Below are 18,831 nucleotides of genomic sequence, written 5' to 3'. Positions count from 1 at the left end.
GTCCACGACATCGCCACCGCCGTCGACAAAGACATCAGCCGAAGGGCGCACACCGCCTAACTCAGCCGGCGGACACGGCGACCACGAGCTTCCCGCGAACCTGACCGTCGACGAGCCGCCGGAGTGCGGTGGCGGCCTCGCTCAACGAGTACGTCCGGTCGATGACGGGTGTGACGTCGCCGGACTCGACGAGGTCGCGGAGCACGAGCAGGTCGTTACCGTCCTCCTTCGAGACGAACACGCACAGTGTCTGACTCACGAAGGGGGACAGCGCGAGTGCGCGCAGCTGGCGATCGGTGCCGCCCAGCCACCGTCCGTCGGTTTCGCCGCCGACGATGACGAGTCGGCCGCGCGGGGTGAGGACACGACGCAGGCGGGAAAGGGACGAGTTGCCGCCGATGTCGAGGACGACGTCGTAGCGCCGCCCGAGTCGGGTGAAGTCTTCGCGTGTGTAGTCGACGACGTGGTCGGCTCCGATCGACCGGACCAGGTCGACTTTCGCGGTGCTGCACACGCCCGTGACCTCCGCCCCGTACGCCTTGGCCACCTGCACGGCGAACGTGCCGACGCCGCCGGACGCGCCGATGATGAGCACCGCCTGCCCCGCCGTGACCCTGCCGTGGTCGCGCACACCCTGCAGCGCCGTCAGCCCGGAGATCGCGATCGCCGCGGCTTGCACGAACGTCAGATCGGCGGGCTTGTGCGCGAGCTTTGCCGCCGGTGCGCACGCGTACTCCGCGAAGGTTCCGGCGCCGATGCCGAACACGTCGTCGCCGGGGCGGAATCCCGTGACGTCGCGACCGATCGCTTCGACGCGTCCGGCCAGATCCATCCCAGGAACAGCGGCCTTGGGCCGGCGGAGGCCGTAGCCCGCGAGGCGCAACGGATATGGGAGACCGGTCACGAGGTGTGCCACACCGCGATCGACACCCGCCGCGTGCACTCGGACCAGCACCTCGTCGTCGGCGGGAACCGGTATGTCGACGTCCCGCAGTTCGAGGACCTCGGGCGGGCCGTAGACGTCCTGGGCGACGGCCTTCATGCGGCTGTCGGCGTGGGTCGGTGACTCCATGTCGGACTCCATTCGGATGGCGGATCGGCCGTCTGCTTAGAGCGTACGCTTACAATGTAAACTAGTGCTTACAACGTAAACTATGCCGGTGGAGAATGTGCGATGACGGCCGAGACCGACCCGAAGGCAGAACCCCGCGTCCCCCTGACCAGGGAGCGCGTCCTGAACGCCGCCGTCGCCCTCGCCGACGACAGCGGCGTCGAGGCACTCACGATGCGCCGGATCGCGCAGACGCTCGGGGTGGAGGCGATGTCGTTGTACCGGCACGTGAAGAACAAGGACGACCTCCTCGACGGCATGGTCAACGTCGTCTTCGGCGAGATCGACCTGCCGCCGAACGGTCGCGACTGGAAGTCCGCGATGCGCCGGCGCGCTATCTCCGTACGGGACGTGCTCGCACGGCACCGCTGGGCCACCGTCCTGATGGAATCGCGGACAACCCCCGGCCCCGCGACGCTCCGGCACCATGACGCGGTGCTGGGCATTCTGCGGGCAGCGGGATTCTCCATCGAGCTTGCCGCGCATGCATTCTCGGCCCTGGACAGCTACATCTACGGCTTCGCGATGCAGGAGACGAGCCTGCCGTTCGGCTCCTCCGACGAGCTCACCGACGTGGCGGAATCGATCCTCGGCAGCGTCCCGGCCGACGAGTACCCCCACCTCACCGAGTTCGTGACGCAGCACGCCATGGCATCCGGATACGACTTCGGTGACGAGTACGAATACGGACTCGACCTGATTCTCGACGGACTCGAGCGGGCAGGCGGACCGTCTCTGCCCAGTTGAGTGACCCCGGTTACATCTCGACTTTCAACTATTGAAAATGATCTGGCGGCTCACCCCCGGCTCGGAAGATCCTCGAACAAACGCCAGATCGAGGAGTCGAGATGCCACAGAACCCGGTTTCTTCCGGTGCGCCAGCGAACGCGGCGCTACAGGTTGTCGCCAAAGAGGTTGTCGCGGAAAGTGTTGTCGCGCTGACCTTGCGTCACCCCGACGGACGGCGCCTGCCCGACTGGGCACCGGGGGCCCACATCGACCTGTTGCTCCCGAACGGGCTGACGCGGCAGTACTCGCTGTGCGGCGACCGGTGGGACGCGTACAGCTACCGGGTCGGGGTGCTGCGGGAACCGGCGGGCCGGGGCGGGTCGGCGTACGTCCACGACGTACTCGCGGAGGGTGATCTCGTCGGGGTCGGCGGTCCGCGCAACAACTTCCCGCTCGTCCCCGCACCGAGGTACCTGTTCATCGCCGGCGGTATCGGGATCACCCCGCTGCTGCCGATGGTCCGTCAGGCGGAGCTGATGGGAATCGACTGGCAACTCCTGTACGGCGGCCGCACCCGCACGTCCATGGCGTTCCGGGACGAACTCGCCGCCTACGGCGACCGGGTGTCCGTCGTGCCTCGCGACGAGCAGGGCCACCTCGACCTGTCGGCGCATCTCGCCGCGGAGGCCGTCGACGCGAAGGTCTACGTGTGCGGGCCCGGACCACTCCTCGCCGCCGTCGAAAACTGTTGCACGGACTGGCCCGTCGGCACGCTGAGGACCGAACGCTTCGTGCCGAAGGACAACGGCGTACCGCTGCGCGACGAACCGTTCGAGGTCGAACTCGCGCGCTCCGGCCTCGCGGTGACGGTGACGCCCGGCGCCAGCGTCCTCGACGCCGTGCAGGCGGCCGGGGTCGACGTTCTGTCTTCGTGCCGCGAGGGCACGTGCGGGACCTGCGAAACCGCCGTCCTCGCCGGCGCCCCCGACCACCGCGATTCGGTCCTCGACGACGAGGAGCGGTCCGCCGGCGACTGCATGCTCATCTGCGTCTCCCGGTCCTGCTCCGACCGCCTCGTGCTCGACCTCTGACACACCCACCCGAAGGGACTCACCGTGACGATGTTCGCCCCCGCTCCCGCGTTGCCCGTCAGCGACGCCGACCCGTTCGCCCTCGATGTCCTGCAGGACCCGTTGCCGTTCCAGGCAAATCTGCGGGACGCCGGCCCCGTCGTGTACCTGCGGCGGTACGACGTCTTCGCGCTGGGCCGCTACGAGCAGGTCCATGCCGCGCTGACCGACTGGCAGTCGTTCCAATCCGCTGCCGGGGTCGGCCTGAGCAACTTCCGGTACGAGACCCCGTGGCGTCCGCCGAGCATCCTGCTCGAGGCCGACCCGCCGCATCACGACGCTCCGCGGGCGGTGCTGAGCAAGATTCTGGGCCCCCGCGCGCTGCAGAAACTCAGGGCAGCGTGGATTCAGGATGCGGAGGCCCTCGTCGACCAGTTGCTCGCGAACACAACCGAATTCGACGCGGTCACCGACCTCGCCGCCGCGTTCCCGCTGCGGGTCTTTCCGGATGCCGTCGGCATTCCCGACGCCGGACGGGAGAACCTGCTGCCGTACGGGGACCATGCATTCAACGCGTTCGGTCCCGCCAACGGTCTGGTGGAGAAAGGGGCGCCGCGGGTGGCCGAACTGTCCGGCTGGGTCAAGGCGCAGTGCGCCCGCGACGCGCTCACCGGCGACGGTTTCGGTGCGCAGATCTGGGCGGCGGCGGACCGCGGCGACATCACGTACGAGCAGGCGCCGCTCGTCGTGCGCTCGTTGCTGACGGCGGGGGTGGACACCACGGTCAACGGACTCGCGGCCGTGCTCTACGCGTTCGCGACGCATCCGGACCAGTGGGCGAGGCTGCGCGAGAACCGCACGCTGGCCCGGACGGCGTTCGACGAGGCGGTCCGGTGGGAGTCGCCGGTCCAGACGTTCTTCCGCACGGCCACCCGCGACACCGAGATCGGCGGCGCGACCATCCCGGACGGCAAGAAGATCCTGATGTTCCTCGGCGCCGCGAACCGGGATCCCCGCCGGTGGGAGAACCCGGAAGTATTCGATCTCGGCCGCAACCCGTCGGGGCACGTGGGGTACGGGATGGGAATTCACCAGTGCGTCGGCCAGCACGTCGCCCGGCTCGAATCGGAGGCGCTCCTGACGGCACTGGCCTCGCGGGTGCACTCACTGGAGATTGCCGGGCCGGTTCACCGGCACCTCAACAACACGCTGCGGTCGTGGGAATCCGTGCCGGTCGCGGTGCGGCTGCCCTAGGCGCAAAAACCATACGTACGTATGTATTGGCACGGCGGAAAGTCGCACGAATCCGACGGTCCCACCGATACGATGCTCCCGACCCGGCCGCCACGGAGAGAGGGACCATGGACACTCGTTCGTCCGCATCCACCGCGCTCACCACCGAGGAGAAGGCCTCGCTCACCAGCGGTGAGAACTTCTGGGAGACAAAGGCACTCGACCGGGTGGGTGTCCCCTCGATCTACCTCACCGACGGCCCACACGGAGTGCGGAAGCAGACCGGCGGCGGCGACCACCTCGGCATCGGCGACAGCGTACCCGCGACGTGCTTCCCGCCGGCGGTCGCGCTGGGTTCGACCTGGGACCCGGACCTGCTCGAGACGGTCGGTCGGCCCCCGGCGACGAGGCGAAAGCCCAGGGCGTCGGGGTCCTGCTGGGGCCGGGTATCAACATCAAGCGTTCACCGCTCTGCGGCCGCAACTTCGAGTACCTGTCCGGAGACCCGATTCTGAGCGGCCGGCTCGGTGCCGCCCTCGTCGACGGACTGCAGGGACGGGGGATCGGCGCGTCGCTGAAGCATTTCGCCGCCAACAACCAGGAGACCGACCGGCTCCGGGTGAGCGCCGACATCGACGCGCGGCCCCTGCACGAGATCTACCTTCGCGGGTTCCGGCACGTGGTCGAGCACGCGGCTCCGTGGACGGTAATGTGCTCGTACAACCGCATCAACGGCGTCTACGCGTCGGAGAACCGGTGGCTACTCACCGACGTCCTCCGCGGCGAATGGGGTTTCGACGGGCTCGTCGTCTCCGACTGGGGTGCCGTGTCGAATCGGGTTGCCGCGCTCTCCGCCGGGCTCGATCTCGAGATGCCGTCGACGAACGGGGTCACCGACGCCCAGATCGTCGCCGCGGTCGAGTCCGGTGCCCTCGCGCAGTCCGCACTCGACACTGCGGCGGAAAGGGTGCTCGCGCTGGTCGAGAAGGTGCGGTCGAACTTCGATACCTCCGCCGACTACGACCGCGACGCCCACCACGCCCTCGCCCGTGACGTCGCCCGCCGCAGTGTCGTGCTGCTGAAGAACGACGGAATCCTTCCGCTCGATCCCGCAGCGAACACGAGGATCGCGGTGATCGGCGAGTTCGCACGCACTCCGCGCTATCAGGGTGCGGGCAGTTCGCAGGTCGTCCCGACCCGCCTCGACAACGCTCTCGACGAGATTCGGACGATCGCCGTCGGCCCCGAGATCACGTTCGCGCCCGGATACTCACTCGATGAATCCGGCAGCGCGACAGGTCTACTGGTCGACGAGGCAGTGTCGCTGGCCGCCTCCGCCGATGTCGCCGTCGTGTTCCTCGGGCTCCCCGCTGAGGATGAGTCGGAGGGATTCGACCGGGAACACATCGAACTGCCCGCGGCGCAGACCGAACTGCTCGACGCGGTACTCGCGGCCAACCCGCGCGTCGTCGTCGTGTTGTCCAACGGCAGCGTCGTGCGACTGTCGGGTCGGGCCGGGCGAGTCCCCGCGATCGTGGAGGGCTGGCTCCTCGGTCAGGCCGGTGGGGGAGCCGTCGCCGACGTGCTCTTCGGGGTGGTCAACCCGTCGGGCCGGCTGGCCGAGACGATTCCCGTTCGACTCGAGGACACCCCGGCGTACCTCGACTTCCCGGGCGAGGCGGGCCACGTGCGGTACGGGGAAGGCCTGTTCGTCGGCTACCGGTATTACGACAGTCGAGACGTGGCGGTGAGTTTCCCTTTCGGGCATGGCCTTTCGTACACGAGCTTCGACTATTCCACCCCCACCGCGACACGGACCGCCGCCGGAGTCGAGGTTGCGCTGACGGTCACGAACACCGGGCCCCGGGACGGACGTGAGGTGGTCCAGGTGTACGTCGGTGTCCCCGATTCCGTTCGAGGACCTGGCGTACTTCGATGCGGCGCTGTCGCGGTGGGTCGTCGAAGGCGGCGACTATCGGGTGTGGGTCGGCGCCTCGTCGCGGGACCTGCGCGGGGAGGTGGTCGTGACGGTCGAGGGTGACGCACCCCTTCCGGTGCTCACGGCGGAGTCCACGATCGGTGAATGGCTGGCGCATCCGGTGGGGAGTGAGATTCTCGGGGCGGCGCTGGCGCAGACCGCCGGGTCGGGCGTGTTCGACGACCCGTCACTGCTGCGCATGGCCGCGTCGATGCCGCTGAACCGCGTCGCGGCATTCCCCGGCAGCCCGATCGGCACCGAGCAGTTGGATGCCTTGGTCCGGCGCGCCGAACGGCCGCCGCGGGTGATGACCGATCATGCCCGCGGCGGCCGTTCGTAGCGGCTGGTTACGAGGAGGACTCGTCGATGTCGAAGAGTTCGCCGATCAGGCCGCCGAGGAACCGTCGGTGTTGCGACGATATTTCGGCGGCCGCTCCTTCGTCCCGGGCCGCGCACAGGGTGATCAGGTTGTCGTGGTGTTCGATGGCGTCCTGCCAGCCGCGGAGACTGGAGAACTTGCGGTAGTAGATCCGGTGGATCTGCGGGTGCACCTGGTGCATGAGCCGTTTGAGCAGTGGGTTGCCTGCGGCGTCGACGATGACGCCGTGGAAGGTGTCGTCCGCGGCGAGTGCGGCACCGATGTTGTCGGTCTTGATCGCCTGCGCGAGGTCGTCGTTCGCGGTGCGCATCACGTCGATCATGTCGTCGGTGAGGTTGGGCACCCCCGTTTTGACGGCCAGTTGATCCAGGACCTCCATCACCGCCAGCGTTGCCTCGACATCGGCCCGGTTCAGCGGTGTGATCCGGGTGAAGGCGGCGGGTTTCGCCTCGACGAGTCCGGTGTCGATCAGCCGTGTCAGAGCCTCGCGCACCGGGGTGCGGCTCAGCCCCAGATGTTCGGCCAGCTCGCTGTCCTTGACCTTGGATCCGGGCGCGAGCTCACCGGTGACGATCGCGTCGCAGATCCGCTCGAACGCGACGTCGCTCATGCGGGGGCGCTCCACCGGATTATCACGCAACATACTGGATACTGTACTCTGCACGCCGCACGTTCCCAGGGGCCGCGTGGGTGAGTGCCTGGTGCCTTGTCGCGAGGATACCGAGAATGCCTTCGTCGACTGTCCATCGTCCGGGCCCCCCGCTACCCATCCGCGTTGTGTCGCCCGGCGAGGACCTTGTCGCCGAGGTCGTCGCCAGGCGTTTCGGCGGACCGACCGGCCTTGGCCTCGGCTTTCTCCTCGGACTTGTCGATCACCGACGCGGCGAGGGAGTTTCCGACGACGTTGACCGCGGTGCGGGCCATGTCGGCGATGAAGTCCACCCCCAGCAGGAGCGCGACGGCTTCGGCCGGCAGGCCGATGGTGTTACCTGCGGCGATGAGCACCACGATCGAGGCGGAGGCAACGCCGGCCATGCCCTTGGACAAGATGACCAGGACGCCGACCATCAGCAGCAGGGTGGGGATCGAGGTGTCGATGCCGTAGGCGTTGGCGAGAAAGACCAGGGCGACAGCCTGGTAGAGGACGGAGCCGTCGGTGTTGAACGAGTAGCCGAGCGGGACGACGAACGAGGTCGTCGAGCGGCTGACGCCGAGCCCCTCGAGCTTGAGCAGCAGTGGCGCGAGCACTGCCTCGGAGCTGCGGGTGACGAACGCGAGGCCGACCAGATTTCCGATGGCCTTGAGCATGGTGACGTACTCGACGCGGAAGATCGCGGCGATGATCGGAAAGATGACGCCGAGGATGATCGCCATACCGACGTAGACGACGGCGAGGAAGCCGAGCAGGCTCGACAGGTTCCCGAACCCGTAGTGCGCGACGTCGTAGCTGATGAAGCCCAGGACCCCGAGGGGCGCGAGGCGAATGACGTACCCGACCACCTTGAACATCGCGCTGGCGAGTGAGTCGAGCACGGCCGTCATCGGCTTCGACTGCTCACCGATCGCGGCAAGTGCGACGCCGACGAACCCGGCGAACACGATCACTGCCAGCAGGTTCCCCTCCGCGAAGGCGGCGAAGACGTTTTTGGGAACAGCGTGCAGGAGTAGTTCGTGGAAGTCGATGCCCTGCTCGAGGGTCTCGACGGACGCACCGTCGGCGCCGGCGACGGGGGCGCCGGAGCCGATGTCGAGCAGCTTCGCCAGCGCGACGGCCATCAGCAGGATGATCGTGGTGACGACCTCGAAGTACAGGATCGCCTTGGCGGCCATGCGCCCGACCTTCTTCGCCGAATCCATGCGCGCGATGCCGAGCACGATGAGTGGGAAGACCAAGGGGACGACGATCATCTGAACCAGGTTGAGGAACACGTCGCCGGCCAGTTTGAGTTGCTCGCCGACGGCGGGGGCGAACGTGCCGATGAGTGCGCCGACGCCGACGGCGATCAGTGACTGCACGCCGATCGGCAGCTTCCAGAACTTCCACCACCTGCGTGGTGTGCGAGACGCATCGGCGTCCTCTTGTGCTGTCGCGGAGTCAGCGGGGATGGCTCGGGTTGTCGTCATTCAACAGCTCCAATATATTGGATGTGGTGTACTGTTCGACAACAGTGATCGACGTCATAGTCCCTGTCAAGTAGAACGGCGAATTGGGTGTTGGTGGATAAGTTGAGCGACAGCGATGTGCGGATCGAGCACGATTCGATCGGAGATCTGGCGGTACCGGCGGGGGCGTACTACGGCGTCCACACCGCCAGGGCGATGGACAATTTCGCGATCACCGGGTCTGCCATCGGTCAGTACCCGGCACTGGTCGCGGCGTTGGCGACCGTGAAACAAGCTGCCTGCCTGGCGAACCGGGACCTGGGTCTCCTCGACGACCGGCGGGCCGAAGCGATCGTGGCCGCGTGCACGGAAATTCGCGCCGGGGCACTGCTCGACCAGTTTCCGATCGACCCGATCCAGGGCGGAGCGGGCACCTCGTCGAACATGAACGTCAACGAGGTCATCGCGAACCGCGCACTCGAGATCCTCGGGTTCGGGCGCGGCGCCTACACCGAACTCGACCCTCTCGCTCACGTGAACCTGGGGCAGTCCACCAACGATGTGTACCCGACCGCGATCAAGCTCGCGCTGGTCGAGCACCTCCGAATGTTGATCGCGTCGCTCGGTCGGCTCGCGGAGTCGTTCGAGCGCAAGTCGATCGAATTCGACGACATCGTCAAAATGGGTCGCACCCAGCTGCAGGACGCGGTACCGATGACCCTGGGGCAGGAGTTCGCCGCCTACTCGATCATGCTGAACGAGGACTGCGCCCGGCTCTCCGAGGGAGCGCTTCTGCTGCTGGAATCGAACCTCGGCGGCACCGCCATCGGCACGGGGATCAACGGGCATCCCGAGTACTCCGCGCTCGCCTGCAACTACTTGCGTGAGCTGACCGGTGAACCGGTCGTCCCGGCCGGCAATCTGATCGAGGCAACCCAGGACTGCGGAGCATTCGTGCAGGTCTCCGGAATCCTCAAACGTGTCGCCGTGAAACTGTCCAAGACGTGCAACGATCTGCGGCTCACCTCCTCCGGGCCGACCGCCGGGCTCGGTGAGATCAATCTGCCTCCGGCCCAAGCCGGTTCGTCGATCATGCCCGGCAAGGTCAACCCGGTCATCCCCGAAATGGTGAACCAGGTCGCGTTCGAGGTGATCGGCAACGATCTGACGGTCACGATGGCCGCCGAGGGTGGGCAACTCCAGCTCAACGCGTTCGAACCCGTGATCGTCTACAGCCTGCTGCGCTCGACGACGCACCTGGCCGCGGCATCGGACACCCTGGCGGTGAAGTGCGTCGACGGGATCACCGCCAACCGCGACCATCTCGAGCGGGGTGTTCGGCGCTCGATCGGCATCGTCACCGCGCTCTCGCCGTTCATCGGCTATGCGGCCAGCGCGGATATCGCCAAGAGGGCCCTGGCGACCGGCGCTTACGTCGGCGACCTCGCCGTCGACGACGGTCTGCTCACTCGCGCGCAGGTCGATGACATCCTGTCCCCCCGGCGACTCGCCGGTCTGCTCACCGCGCCCACCGTGGACAGCGAATTCTCCGCACTCGACCATCTCACCGGTGTCGCCGCGCACTGATCGACGCTTCACACCCAGCACCTCGAATACAGGACAGCGCAGTCCTTGCCCGAGTAGAAGTTCACATCGAGAGGAAACGAGAATCGGATGACCCTCACATCGTCGGCACACGCCGCCATAGTCCCCGCGACACATGCGCGCTCCTGGCTCCTGGTCGCGGGCTCACGTCCGGACGAGTTCGCCGCAGCCACGAACTCGGCGGCAGACGCGGTGATCTTCGACCTCGAGGACGGTGTCGTTCCGTCCTCGAAAACACAAGCCCGCGAGGCCGTTGCGCGTTTCCTCGCCGGTGGGGGCACCGGGTGGGTGCGCATCAACGACGTCACCACCGCGGACTGGACCGCTGATCTGGACGCGATCCGGGGGCTCCCGGGACTGAGCGGCGTGATGCTCGCCAAGGCCGAATCCGCGGACCACATCGATCGCACGGCTGCCGAGCTACCCCACATCCCGATCCTCGCCCTGGTCGAATCGGCGCGTGGCGTCGAATTCGCCTTCGACATCGCCTCGGCCGACGCCACTACCCGAATTGCATTCGGCACCGGCGACTTCCGCCGCGACACCAATGCGGGCGCCGACCCCGACGCGCTGGCCTACGCGCGGGGACGGCTCGTCGTCGCCAGTCGGGCGGCAGGCCTCCCCGGTCCCATCGACGGCCCGTGCCTGACCGGCGAACCCGATCTGTCCGAGGCCTTGACCGTCACCAGGTCGATGGGCATGACCGGCAAACTCTGTATGCATGTCGGCCACACCGCGATCGTCAACCGCGAACTGTCCCCGCTTCAGAGCGATGTGGCCTGGGCTGCCGAGGTCATCGCCCACCTCGGAGAGCAGGGCGAGAACATCGCCGACGGCAGCGATCGCCCGAAGCTCGCGCGTGCCCTGCGAATCACCCACCTGGCCGACGTCTTCTCGGTGTCGGCCTGAGCTTCCCGCCGGGCAGCGGTTACCCGACCTCCCCGATCACCTCGCGCAGTACCCGGGTGACCGTCTGCACCGCAGGTGAGGGATTGGCGTCCTGCCAGGCCATGGCGATGGGGAGGGTGGGGGCGTCGCCGGCGATGGGCAGGTATTCGACACCGTCCATCGCGAGGTGCGCCGTCGAATCCACCACGACGGCGACTCCGACCCCGGCGCCGACCATTGCGAGCAGGCTGTACGGGTCGGGCGCCTCGTGTGCGACGACCGGGGCGAATCCTGCTGCCGCACAAAGGGCGAGCGTGGCGTCGCGGACCACGGAACCGTGTTCGGCGGGGTAGATCACGAACCGTTCGCTCGCCAGTTCCTGCGGCACGACGGCACCCGCGTCGACGAGGCGGTGCCCGGCCGGGACCGCCACCATCAGTGCCTCTACGCGCACGGTGTGGGTGGCGAAGCCCCGCGGGACCGGCAACCCCACGATGCCCATGTCCAGGGTTCCGCGGGTGAGGGCGTCGAGCACCTCACCGGAGTACATCTGCGGGCGTAGGTCCAGTTCGATGCCGGGGTAGGCGTCGGCGAGGGAGCGGGCGAGAACGGACAGCACCGTGTAGCCGCCCGCGCCGCCGAAGCCGACGGTGACGCGGCCGGTCTCCCCGGCGGCAGCCGCCTGCGCGATGCCCTTCACGATCCCGACCTGCGCCTCGATGGTCCGGGCCGGACCCACCAGCGCTTCGCCCGCGGCCGTGAGCCGCACGGAGCGGGTGGTGCGGACGAACAGATCGGTTCCCAGTTCCCGTTCGAGGGCCCGCACGGTCTGGCTGAGCGGGGACTGCGCCACGTGGAGACGCTCGGCGGCCCGCCCGAAATGCAGTTCTTCCGCGACCGCGAGAAACGCGTGCAGGTGACGGAGTTCCACGACCCCTCCCGGGACTATGTGTCTGAATCACCTAAATAAGCTGAATTAAGTCTTGGACTCTACACGGAATCCCGACCATAGTGATGCACACCACCTCTGCGTCGGCGTGACGCCCCACGAAAGTCAGGGAGAACCGTGAATCCGAATCCCGGCCGCGACGCGGCACCACCCGAATACAGCACGCGGCAGGCCCGCAAGGCCGGTGTCACCGCGTTCGTCGGCACCACCATCGAGTGGTTCGACTTCTACATCTACGGCACCGCCTCCGCACTCGTGCTGGGCCGGTTGTTCTTCCCCGACGCCTCGCCCGCGGTGGGCACCCTCGCTGCATTCGCGACGTTCGCGATCGGTTTCGTGGCCCGCCCACTCGGCGGGATCGTGTTCGGCCATTTCGGCGACAAGTTCGGACGCAAGAACGCCGTCATCATCACGCTGATCCTGATGGGGATCGGAACGGTCGGCGTCGGCTGCCTCCCCACCTACTCGCAGATCGGGATCTGGGCACCCGTACTCCTCGTCGCGCTCCGCGTGGTCCAGGGCATCGCGATGGGCGGTGAGTGGGGTGGTGCCGTGCTCATCGCCACCGAATTCGCGCCACCGAACAAGAAGGTGCTGTACGGCGCATTCGCGCAGCAGGGTTCGCCCGTCGGCAATCTGCTCGCGACCCTCGCGTTCCTGGCGCTGACGCTGTTGTCGGACAGCGTGTTCGAGTCCTGGGGCTGGCGTCTTCCGTTCCTCGCGTCCGCCGCCCTCGTCGTCGTCGCGCTGTACATCCGGCTGCGGATCTCGGAGACGCCGGAGATGAAGAAGGCCGTCGTCGCCCAGGAGCGCACCCGGATGCCGCTCGTCGAGGTGCTGCGCTCGCACCCGGTCGAACTCGTTCTCGGCGTGGGGGCCGTGGTCGCGGGTGTCGCCATCACCTACGTGAAGACCACGTTCGCACTCGCGTGGGCCACCGCCGACCTCGGATTCGACCGCGGGGACTTCCTGCTCGTGATCACGATCGCGCTCGTCGCGCAGGTACTCGTGCAGCCGTTCGGCGCCGTGCTGGCCACGAAAATCGATCCGTCGCGGGCGGTCCGGTGGATGCTGCTGCCCGAACTCGTGTTGCTGCCGTTGATGTTCCTCCTCGTCCAGACCGGGTCGGTGCCCCTGGCCATGCTCGGCATGGTGCTGGCCACCGCGCCGCACGCGATGTACTACGCCGCCCTCGCCGGCATCCTCGCCCAGGTCTTCCCGACCAACGTCCGCTACACCGGAATTTCGCTGTCGTATCAGCTGTCGACGGCGATCTTCGCCGGAACCGCCCCGATGCTCTGCCAGTTCCTGCTCACCCACACCGACTCGATCTGGCCGGTGGTCGCCCTCGGGCTCGGCTACGTCGTGCTCTCGCTCGCCTGCATGACACTGCTGCTCCGCCGCGGCAAAGCCCGCTCGGACCGGACCGACGCCGAGCCCCGTCCCGAACACACCTCGACCCGGAAAGATGCTGCCCGCTCATGAATTTCGCTCACACCGATCCCGCCCTGCGCGCCGTCGTCGACCGGTGGACCGCACCATCGGAGCGCGACAAGCTGAACACCCTGCTCGACCGGCTGGGCGCCGACGCAGGCGACCGGCTCGACGCCCTCGCCGCCACCGCCGACAAGAATCCACCGGTGCTGCAGCAGTTCGACCGGGACGGCGAACGCATCGACCGGATCGCGTACCACCCCTCTTACCAGGAACTGTGCCGAGCCGCCTACAGCGAATACGGACTGTCGGCACTGTCGCATCGCGGCGGCCTGCACGGCTGGGACGACGTCCCACCGCACCTGGTGAAGTACCTCGCGTCGTACGTGTTCGTGCAGGCCGAATTCGGGCTGGCGTGCCCGGTGTCGATGACCGATGCCGCCGCCCGCACGCTGCGCATGTTCGGCGACCCGGACGTGTTCGGACCGTGGATCGACGCACTGACGTCGACGGCCCCCGACGGCGCGATGACCGGTGCGATGTTCATGACCGAACCGCAGGCCGGCACCGACATCGCCCGCACGGAGACCCGGGCCGTGCGTGACGGCGACGCGTGGCGGCTGACCGGGAAGAAGTGGTTCGCGTCCAATCCCGACGCCGACGTCATCGTGACCCTCGCCCGGTTCCCCGGTGGCGACGACCAGTCCACCCGCGGTGTCGGAATGTTCATGGTGCCCAAGGTTCTGGCGAACGGCGAGCGCAACAGCTACACGATCGACAGGCTGAAGGACAAGCTCGGCACCCGCTCGATGCCCAGCGGCGAGGTGTCGCTGACCGGTGCGTACGCCCAACAGGTCGGCGAACTCGACCGCGGGTTCCGGCAGATGGCCGAGATGGTGAACACGTCGCGGCTGTCGAACGCGATGCGGTCGAGCGCGCTGATGCGACGAGCCGTGCGGGACGCCGTCGACCACACCCGGGAGCGGGTCGTGTTCGGCAAGGCCCTGTTCGACCAGCCCCTGATGCGGGCAACCCTGCTGCCGCTCGCCCTCGACGCCGAGGCGGCGCTCGCCCTGGTGGCATACAGTGCGCAGTGCCTGCAGGCGGCGGATGCCGGCGACGACTCCGCACATGCCCTGATCCGGGTCCTCACCCCGCTCGCGAAGCACTACATCTGCAAGCGGGCGCGCATCGTCACCGGCGAGGCCATGGAGGTGCGGGGCGGCAACGGCTACATCGAGGAATGGGCCCACGCCCGCCTGGTTCGCGACGCCCACCTGGGGTCGATCTGGGAAGGCTCGAGCAACGTCATCGCCCTGGACGTGCTGCGGTGCATGCGCAAGCTCGGTGCGCATCGCCGGCTGGCGGAGACGATGCACGGCATCCTCGCCGGACTCGGACCCGACTGTGGCACCGGGGCCGATGTTCTCCGCCGGCGCTGGGACGACCTGGTCGAGGAAGGCGATCTGCTCGTCGCCGGAGACGACGACACCGCGCAGGCCGGATGCGCGCGCTACGCGAACGAGCTGGCCCGCGCGGCGATGGCCACCCTGCTCTACGACCTCGCCGACTTCGCGATCACCTCGGGCAGCGGCTACCGGTCGCTGCTCGTCGCGAACGCCTACCTGTCCGGCGACACCGGGAACCTCCCGGGGGCTGCCCTCGACCACCTCGCGGCCGTCGTCGACGGCACCGATGTCGCGGCGGATGCCGCCCAGGCCACCGCACCCCGATCCGACTCTGCGACAGGAGTTCTCCTGTGAACACCACCCACACCGGTCCGGCGCCCCTTGCGGGTGTGCGGGTGCTGGACCTCTCCAAGATCCTCGCCGGACCGTACGCGACCATGTCGCTCGCGGACCTCGGCGCCGACGTCACGAAGGTCGAACACCCCGACGGCGGCGACCCGACACGGTCGTGGGGTCCGCCGTTCGTCGGCCCGGACGCCACGTACTACCTCGCGATCAACCGGGGCAAGAAGTCGGTGACCGTCGACCTCAAATCGGAAGAGGGACAGGACGTCATCCATCGCATCCTGGAGGAGACCGACGTCCTCGTCGAGAACTTCAAGCCCGGCAGCGGATTGCAGCGGATCTTCGACTATCGGACGCTGTCCGAGCGGTACCCGCATCTGGTCGTGCTGCACATCTCCGCGTTCGGGGAGGACGGTCCGCTGCGCGACGAACCGGGTTACGACATGATCGCGCAGGCCGCAGGCGGGCTGATGTCGCTCACCGGTGAGCCGGGCGGGGCGCCGATGAAGGCAGGATTCGCGATGGGTGATCTGGGGGCGGCGCTCTTCGGTCTGATCGGCGTGCTCGCTGCCCTGGTGGAGCGGTCGCGGACCGGCCGAGGGCAGTACGTGACGACGTCGCTGTTCGAATGCCAGCTCGCCCTGCACGTGAACTGGGCGACCAACTACTTCGCGACCGGCGAGCGTCCCGGCGCGCTGGGCTCCGGTCATCCCAATCTCGCTCCGTATCAAGCATTTCCCGCGAGCGACGGATACTTCGTCGTCGCGGTGGGCAACGACAATCAGTGGGGGAGCCTGTGCTCCGCGATCGCACGCGAAGACCTGACGACCGACCCGCGATTCGAGCGCAACCGTGACCGCGTGGCGAATCGTGGCGATCTCGAGCGGGAACTGTCGTCGGCCTTCGCGTCGGGCACCGTGGAGCAATGGTGCGACACACTCGCCGCGCACGCCGTGCCCGTGTCACCGATCCGGCACCTCGACGAGATCTACGCGGACCCGCACACTGCCGCGCTCGGGATGATCGGCACGGTCGACCACCCGACGCTGGGCAGCCTGCAGCAGATCGCGTTCCCGGTCAGTTTCGCAGGCGAGCGCCCGCATCTGACGTCCGCGCCGCCGGTACTCGGCGCCGACACCGACGAGATCCTCGGTGCTCACCGGCCGCAGTCGGTGGTCGGCGGGTAGACCCGGTTATCCGCCCTCGCGCAGCAGCGCGACGTCGGACACCATCCGGATGTGATCGGCCATCGCACGGGAAGCGCCCGCGGAGTCCTGGTCTCGAATCGCCGTCGCAATGCGGCGGTGCCCCTCGAGCGAGGCCCGCGGGCGTTCTGCTTGGGACAGGGATTCGATCCGGGTCTCCCGGATCAGCCCGGAAATCTCGTGCATCAGCTTGGCCAGCAGTGACGAGTGCGCCGCGACGGTGATGGCCTCGTGGAACTGCTCGTCGCCGAGGACGCCGCGATCGCCCGCGGCGATCTCGGCTTCCATCGTCGCGAGTGCGGAATCGATCGCCGCCATCTCTGCGTCGGTCCGGCGCTCGGCGGCGAGCCCGGCAAGTTTCACCTCGAGCGCCTCGCGGGCCTCGATCACCTCGGGGAGGCGATCGGCGTGCTCCCGCAGCGCCTTGACCGCTCGTTCCTCGATGGGGCGGCGGACGAGCACGGCACCGTCTCCGTGCCGGACCGACACCACACCCTGTACCTCGAGGGCGACGAGCGCCTGACTCAGCGAAGCGCGACTCACACCCAGCTGAGCGGCGAGTTCACGCTCTGCGGGGAGGCGGTCGCCCGGCGTCATCTCGTGGTCGGCGATATGGGCGCAGAGCTGTTCGACGATCACCTCGTACAGCCGCGGTCGTGCTACCGGACGCAGTTGCTCAGCCACTGGGCCACCCACTCTCCATTCCACTGAAACTACTCCACGGTATCTCGCACAGGCATGTAACCGCACCCACACTTCCTGTTGACAGTGATCCACGACACTGCTTGTATGAAGTGGCTAGGCCAATCTGCCACTGAGTCAATTTGCTCGCCGGCGGCGGTCGAGACCAGTTGCCACTGCCACAGAACCGGAGACTTTTCATGTCGACCGAGTTGATCCCCATACTTGCGCTCGCCGTCATGTTCCTGGCGGCGACCGTGCTGCCCGTGAACATGGGCGCACTCGGCTTCGTTGCCGCCTTCTTCGTCGGAACCCTGTCGCTGCACATGAGCAGCGACGACATCATCGCCGGATTCCCCAGCAGCCTGTTCCTGACGCTGGTCGGCATCACCTACCTCTTCGCGATCGCCCAGAACAACGGGACGGTCGACCTCATGGTCCGCGGGGCGGTCCGGCTGGTCCGCGGCCGTGTCGCGCTGATCCCCTGGGTGATGTTCGGGATCACGGCGGTACTCACCTCTATCGGCGCGCTCGGCCCCGCCGCCGTGGCGATCGTCGCGCCGATCGCTCTCGGCTTCGCCGCCCGCTACAAGATCAACGCTCTCCTGATGGGCATGATGGTCGTCCACGGAGCGCAGGCGGGCGGATTCTCGCCGATCAGCATCTACGGCGTCACGGTCAACGACATCGCGTCCAAGGCGGGATTGACCAACAGCCCGCTCACCTTGTTCCTCGGAAGCCTCCTGTTCAACGCCGCTATCGGGGTGCTCCTGTTCGTCTTCCTGGGCGGTCGGGACCTGATCGGGCGCAGCGTGCACGACGACGGCGCCGAGGACACCGAAGGAACTGGTGCCGGTGGCTCGGGCGCAGGAGTGCCCGCGACCGGGGGTGACTCGGGGTCGGGAGGGGCCACCGCGACCAAGGTGCGCCCGACGTCGACCCTCGCGGACGCACCCGCAGGCTCCGGTGTCACGTTCGATCAGGCTCTCACCCTGCTCGGCCTCGCCGCGCTGGCCGTGTTCTCGCTGATCCTCGACCTGGACGTGGGATTCATCTCGATGACGGTGGCCGTCATCCTGGCGCTCGCTTCGCCGAAGGCGCAGAAGGGTGCGATCGCTCAGATCAGCTGGTCGACGGTTCTGCTCATCGGCGGTGTGCTCACCTTCGTGGGGGTCCTGCAGGAGGCGGGCACCGTCGAGTACGTCGGAAACGCGGTGGCCAGCCTGGGGATGCCTCTCCTCGTCGCCCTTCTGCTCTGCTACATCGGCGCCATCGTCTCCGCATTCGCGTCGTCCACGGCGATTCTGGGAGCGACCATTCCGCTCGCCGTCCCCTTCCTCCTCGCCGGCGAGGTGGGCGCGGTGGGCGTGATCGTCGCCCTCGCCATCTCCTCGACCATCGTGGACGTCAGCCCGTTCTCGACCAACGGAGCGCTGGTCCTCGCGAACGCGCAGAACGTCGATCGAGACCGTTTCTACAAGCAGATCCTGAAGTACAGCGCCCTCGTCGTCGCCATCGGGCCACTCGTGGCCTGGGCGATCTTCGTGGTGCCCGGCTGGCTCTGACGGCCGGCGGGTAGGCGACCGGCCGCGCCTCCCCGCGTCGTTGCATCGATTTTCACTCTTGACATCGGTCGGATCAGGTGTTTGATTTAATTGGCTAGTCCACTAGGTCACTGTACCAACAGTCCAGCTCTCGCGGCTCTTGCCAGG

The 18,831-nt window shown here is 67.7% G+C and carries 14 protein-coding genes and 1 pseudogene; 10 read left to right on the top strand and 5 right to left on the bottom strand.

What is annotated here, in order from left to right; genetic code table 11:
- Positions 1 to 61: 61 nt before the first annotated feature.
- Positions 62 to 1,072 (bottom strand): NAD(P)-dependent alcohol dehydrogenase, encoded by a 1,011-nt coding sequence (locus tag PSR88_RS15180; protein ID WP_009475709.1) that lies wholly within the window; start codon positions 1,070 to 1,072, stop codon positions 62 to 64.
- A gap of 102 nt (positions 1,073 to 1,174) precedes the next feature.
- Between PSR88_RS15180 and PSR88_RS15175 the strand changes: the two genes are divergently transcribed.
- The 4 genes and pseudogenes from PSR88_RS15175 (at position 1,175) to PSR88_RS15160 (ending at position 6,461) form a co-directional block, all read left to right on the top strand.
- Positions 1,175 to 1,858: a TetR/AcrR family transcriptional regulator C-terminal domain-containing protein gene (locus PSR88_RS15175; protein WP_016882187.1), complete on the top strand. Its 684-nt coding sequence runs from the start codon at positions 1,175 to 1,177 to the stop codon at positions 1,856 to 1,858.
- 101 nt (positions 1,859 to 1,959) lie between these two features.
- Positions 1,960 to 2,931 (top strand): PDR/VanB family oxidoreductase, encoded by a 972-nt coding sequence (locus tag PSR88_RS15170; protein WP_016882189.1) that lies wholly within the window; start codon positions 1,960 to 1,962, stop codon positions 2,929 to 2,931.
- A 30-nt stretch (positions 2,932 to 2,961) separates the two neighbouring features.
- Positions 2,962 to 4,164, top strand: a complete 1,203-nt coding sequence (locus PSR88_RS15165; RefSeq protein ID WP_037196868.1) for a cytochrome P450 — start codon at positions 2,962 to 2,964, stop codon at positions 4,162 to 4,164.
- Positions 4,165 to 4,271: 107 nt separating this feature from the next.
- A pseudogene (locus PSR88_RS15160) lies at positions 4,272 to 6,461 on the top strand (glycoside hydrolase family 3 C-terminal domain-containing protein).
- Between the two features lie 7 nt (positions 6,462 to 6,468).
- Here PSR88_RS15160 and PSR88_RS15155 read toward each other — a convergent pair.
- A complete protein-coding gene (locus PSR88_RS15155) occupies positions 6,469 to 7,143 on the bottom strand; it encodes an FCD domain-containing protein (RefSeq protein WP_029539049.1) in 675 nt (224 codons plus the stop codon).
- 119 nt (positions 7,144 to 7,262) lie between these two features.
- Positions 7,263 to 8,624: a dicarboxylate/amino acid:cation symporter gene (locus PSR88_RS15150; RefSeq protein ID WP_016882193.1), complete on the bottom strand. Its 1,362-nt coding sequence runs from the start codon at positions 8,622 to 8,624 to the stop codon at positions 7,263 to 7,265.
- Between the two features lie 117 nt (positions 8,625 to 8,741).
- Between PSR88_RS15150 and PSR88_RS15145 the strand changes: the two genes are divergently transcribed.
- Positions 8,742 to 10,190, top strand: a complete 1,449-nt coding sequence (locus tag PSR88_RS15145; protein ID WP_009475702.1) for an aspartate ammonia-lyase — start codon at positions 8,742 to 8,744, stop codon at positions 10,188 to 10,190.
- Between the two features lie 87 nt (positions 10,191 to 10,277).
- Positions 10,278 to 11,117, top strand: coding sequence for an HpcH/HpaI aldolase/citrate lyase family protein (locus PSR88_RS15140; RefSeq protein WP_016882194.1), 840 nt, complete (start codon positions 10,278 to 10,280; stop codon positions 11,115 to 11,117).
- 19 nt (positions 11,118 to 11,136) lie between these two features.
- On the opposite strand, the gene PSR88_RS15135 is transcribed toward PSR88_RS15140, so the two are convergent.
- Positions 11,137 to 12,027 (bottom strand): LysR family transcriptional regulator, encoded by an 891-nt coding sequence (locus PSR88_RS15135; RefSeq protein ID WP_016882195.1) that lies wholly within the window; start codon positions 12,025 to 12,027, stop codon positions 11,137 to 11,139.
- Positions 12,028 to 12,162: 135 nt separating this feature from the next.
- Here PSR88_RS15135 and PSR88_RS15130 point away from each other — a divergent pair, with 135 nt between their 5' ends.
- From PSR88_RS15130 to PSR88_RS15120, 3 genes are read left to right on the top strand one after another with little or no spacing between them, the layout of a single operon-like run.
- Positions 12,163 to 13,530: an MFS transporter gene (locus tag PSR88_RS15130; protein ID WP_009475699.1), complete on the top strand. Its 1,368-nt coding sequence runs from the start codon at positions 12,163 to 12,165 to the stop codon at positions 13,528 to 13,530.
- On the top strand, positions 13,527 to 15,242 hold the full coding sequence (locus tag PSR88_RS15125; RefSeq protein ID WP_016882196.1) for an acyl-CoA dehydrogenase family protein: 1,716 nt from the start codon (positions 13,527 to 13,529) through the stop codon (positions 15,240 to 15,242). Before PSR88_RS15130 ends, PSR88_RS15125 begins: the two co-directional genes overlap by 4 nt.
- Entirely contained in the window at positions 15,239 to 16,420 is a 1,182-nt protein-coding gene (locus PSR88_RS15120) for a CaiB/BaiF CoA transferase family protein (RefSeq protein WP_016882197.1), read from the top strand. The genes PSR88_RS15125 and PSR88_RS15120 overlap by 4 nt, the downstream gene beginning before the upstream one ends.
- Before the next feature lie 6 nt (positions 16,421 to 16,426).
- On the opposite strand, the gene PSR88_RS15115 is transcribed toward PSR88_RS15120, so the two are convergent.
- Entirely contained in the window at positions 16,427 to 17,122 is a 696-nt protein-coding gene (locus PSR88_RS15115; protein ID WP_029539051.1) for a FadR/GntR family transcriptional regulator, read from the bottom strand.
- A gap of 197 nt (positions 17,123 to 17,319) precedes the next feature.
- On the opposite strand from PSR88_RS15115, the gene PSR88_RS15110 reads away from it, so the two are divergent.
- Positions 17,320 to 18,684, top strand: a complete 1,365-nt coding sequence (locus PSR88_RS15110; protein WP_016882199.1) for an SLC13 family permease — start codon at positions 17,320 to 17,322, stop codon at positions 18,682 to 18,684.
- The last annotated feature ends 147 nt before the right edge of the window (positions 18,685 to 18,831 follow it).

The sequence above is a fragment of the Rhodococcus sp. DK176 genome (assembly GCF_038447315.2).
GTDB lineage: Bacteria > Actinomycetota > Actinomycetes > Mycobacteriales > Mycobacteriaceae > Rhodococcus_F > Rhodococcus_F jostii_A.
The sequence above is the reverse complement of the archived record's forward strand: the minus strand, read 5'-3'. Positions and strand labels throughout refer to the sequence as shown.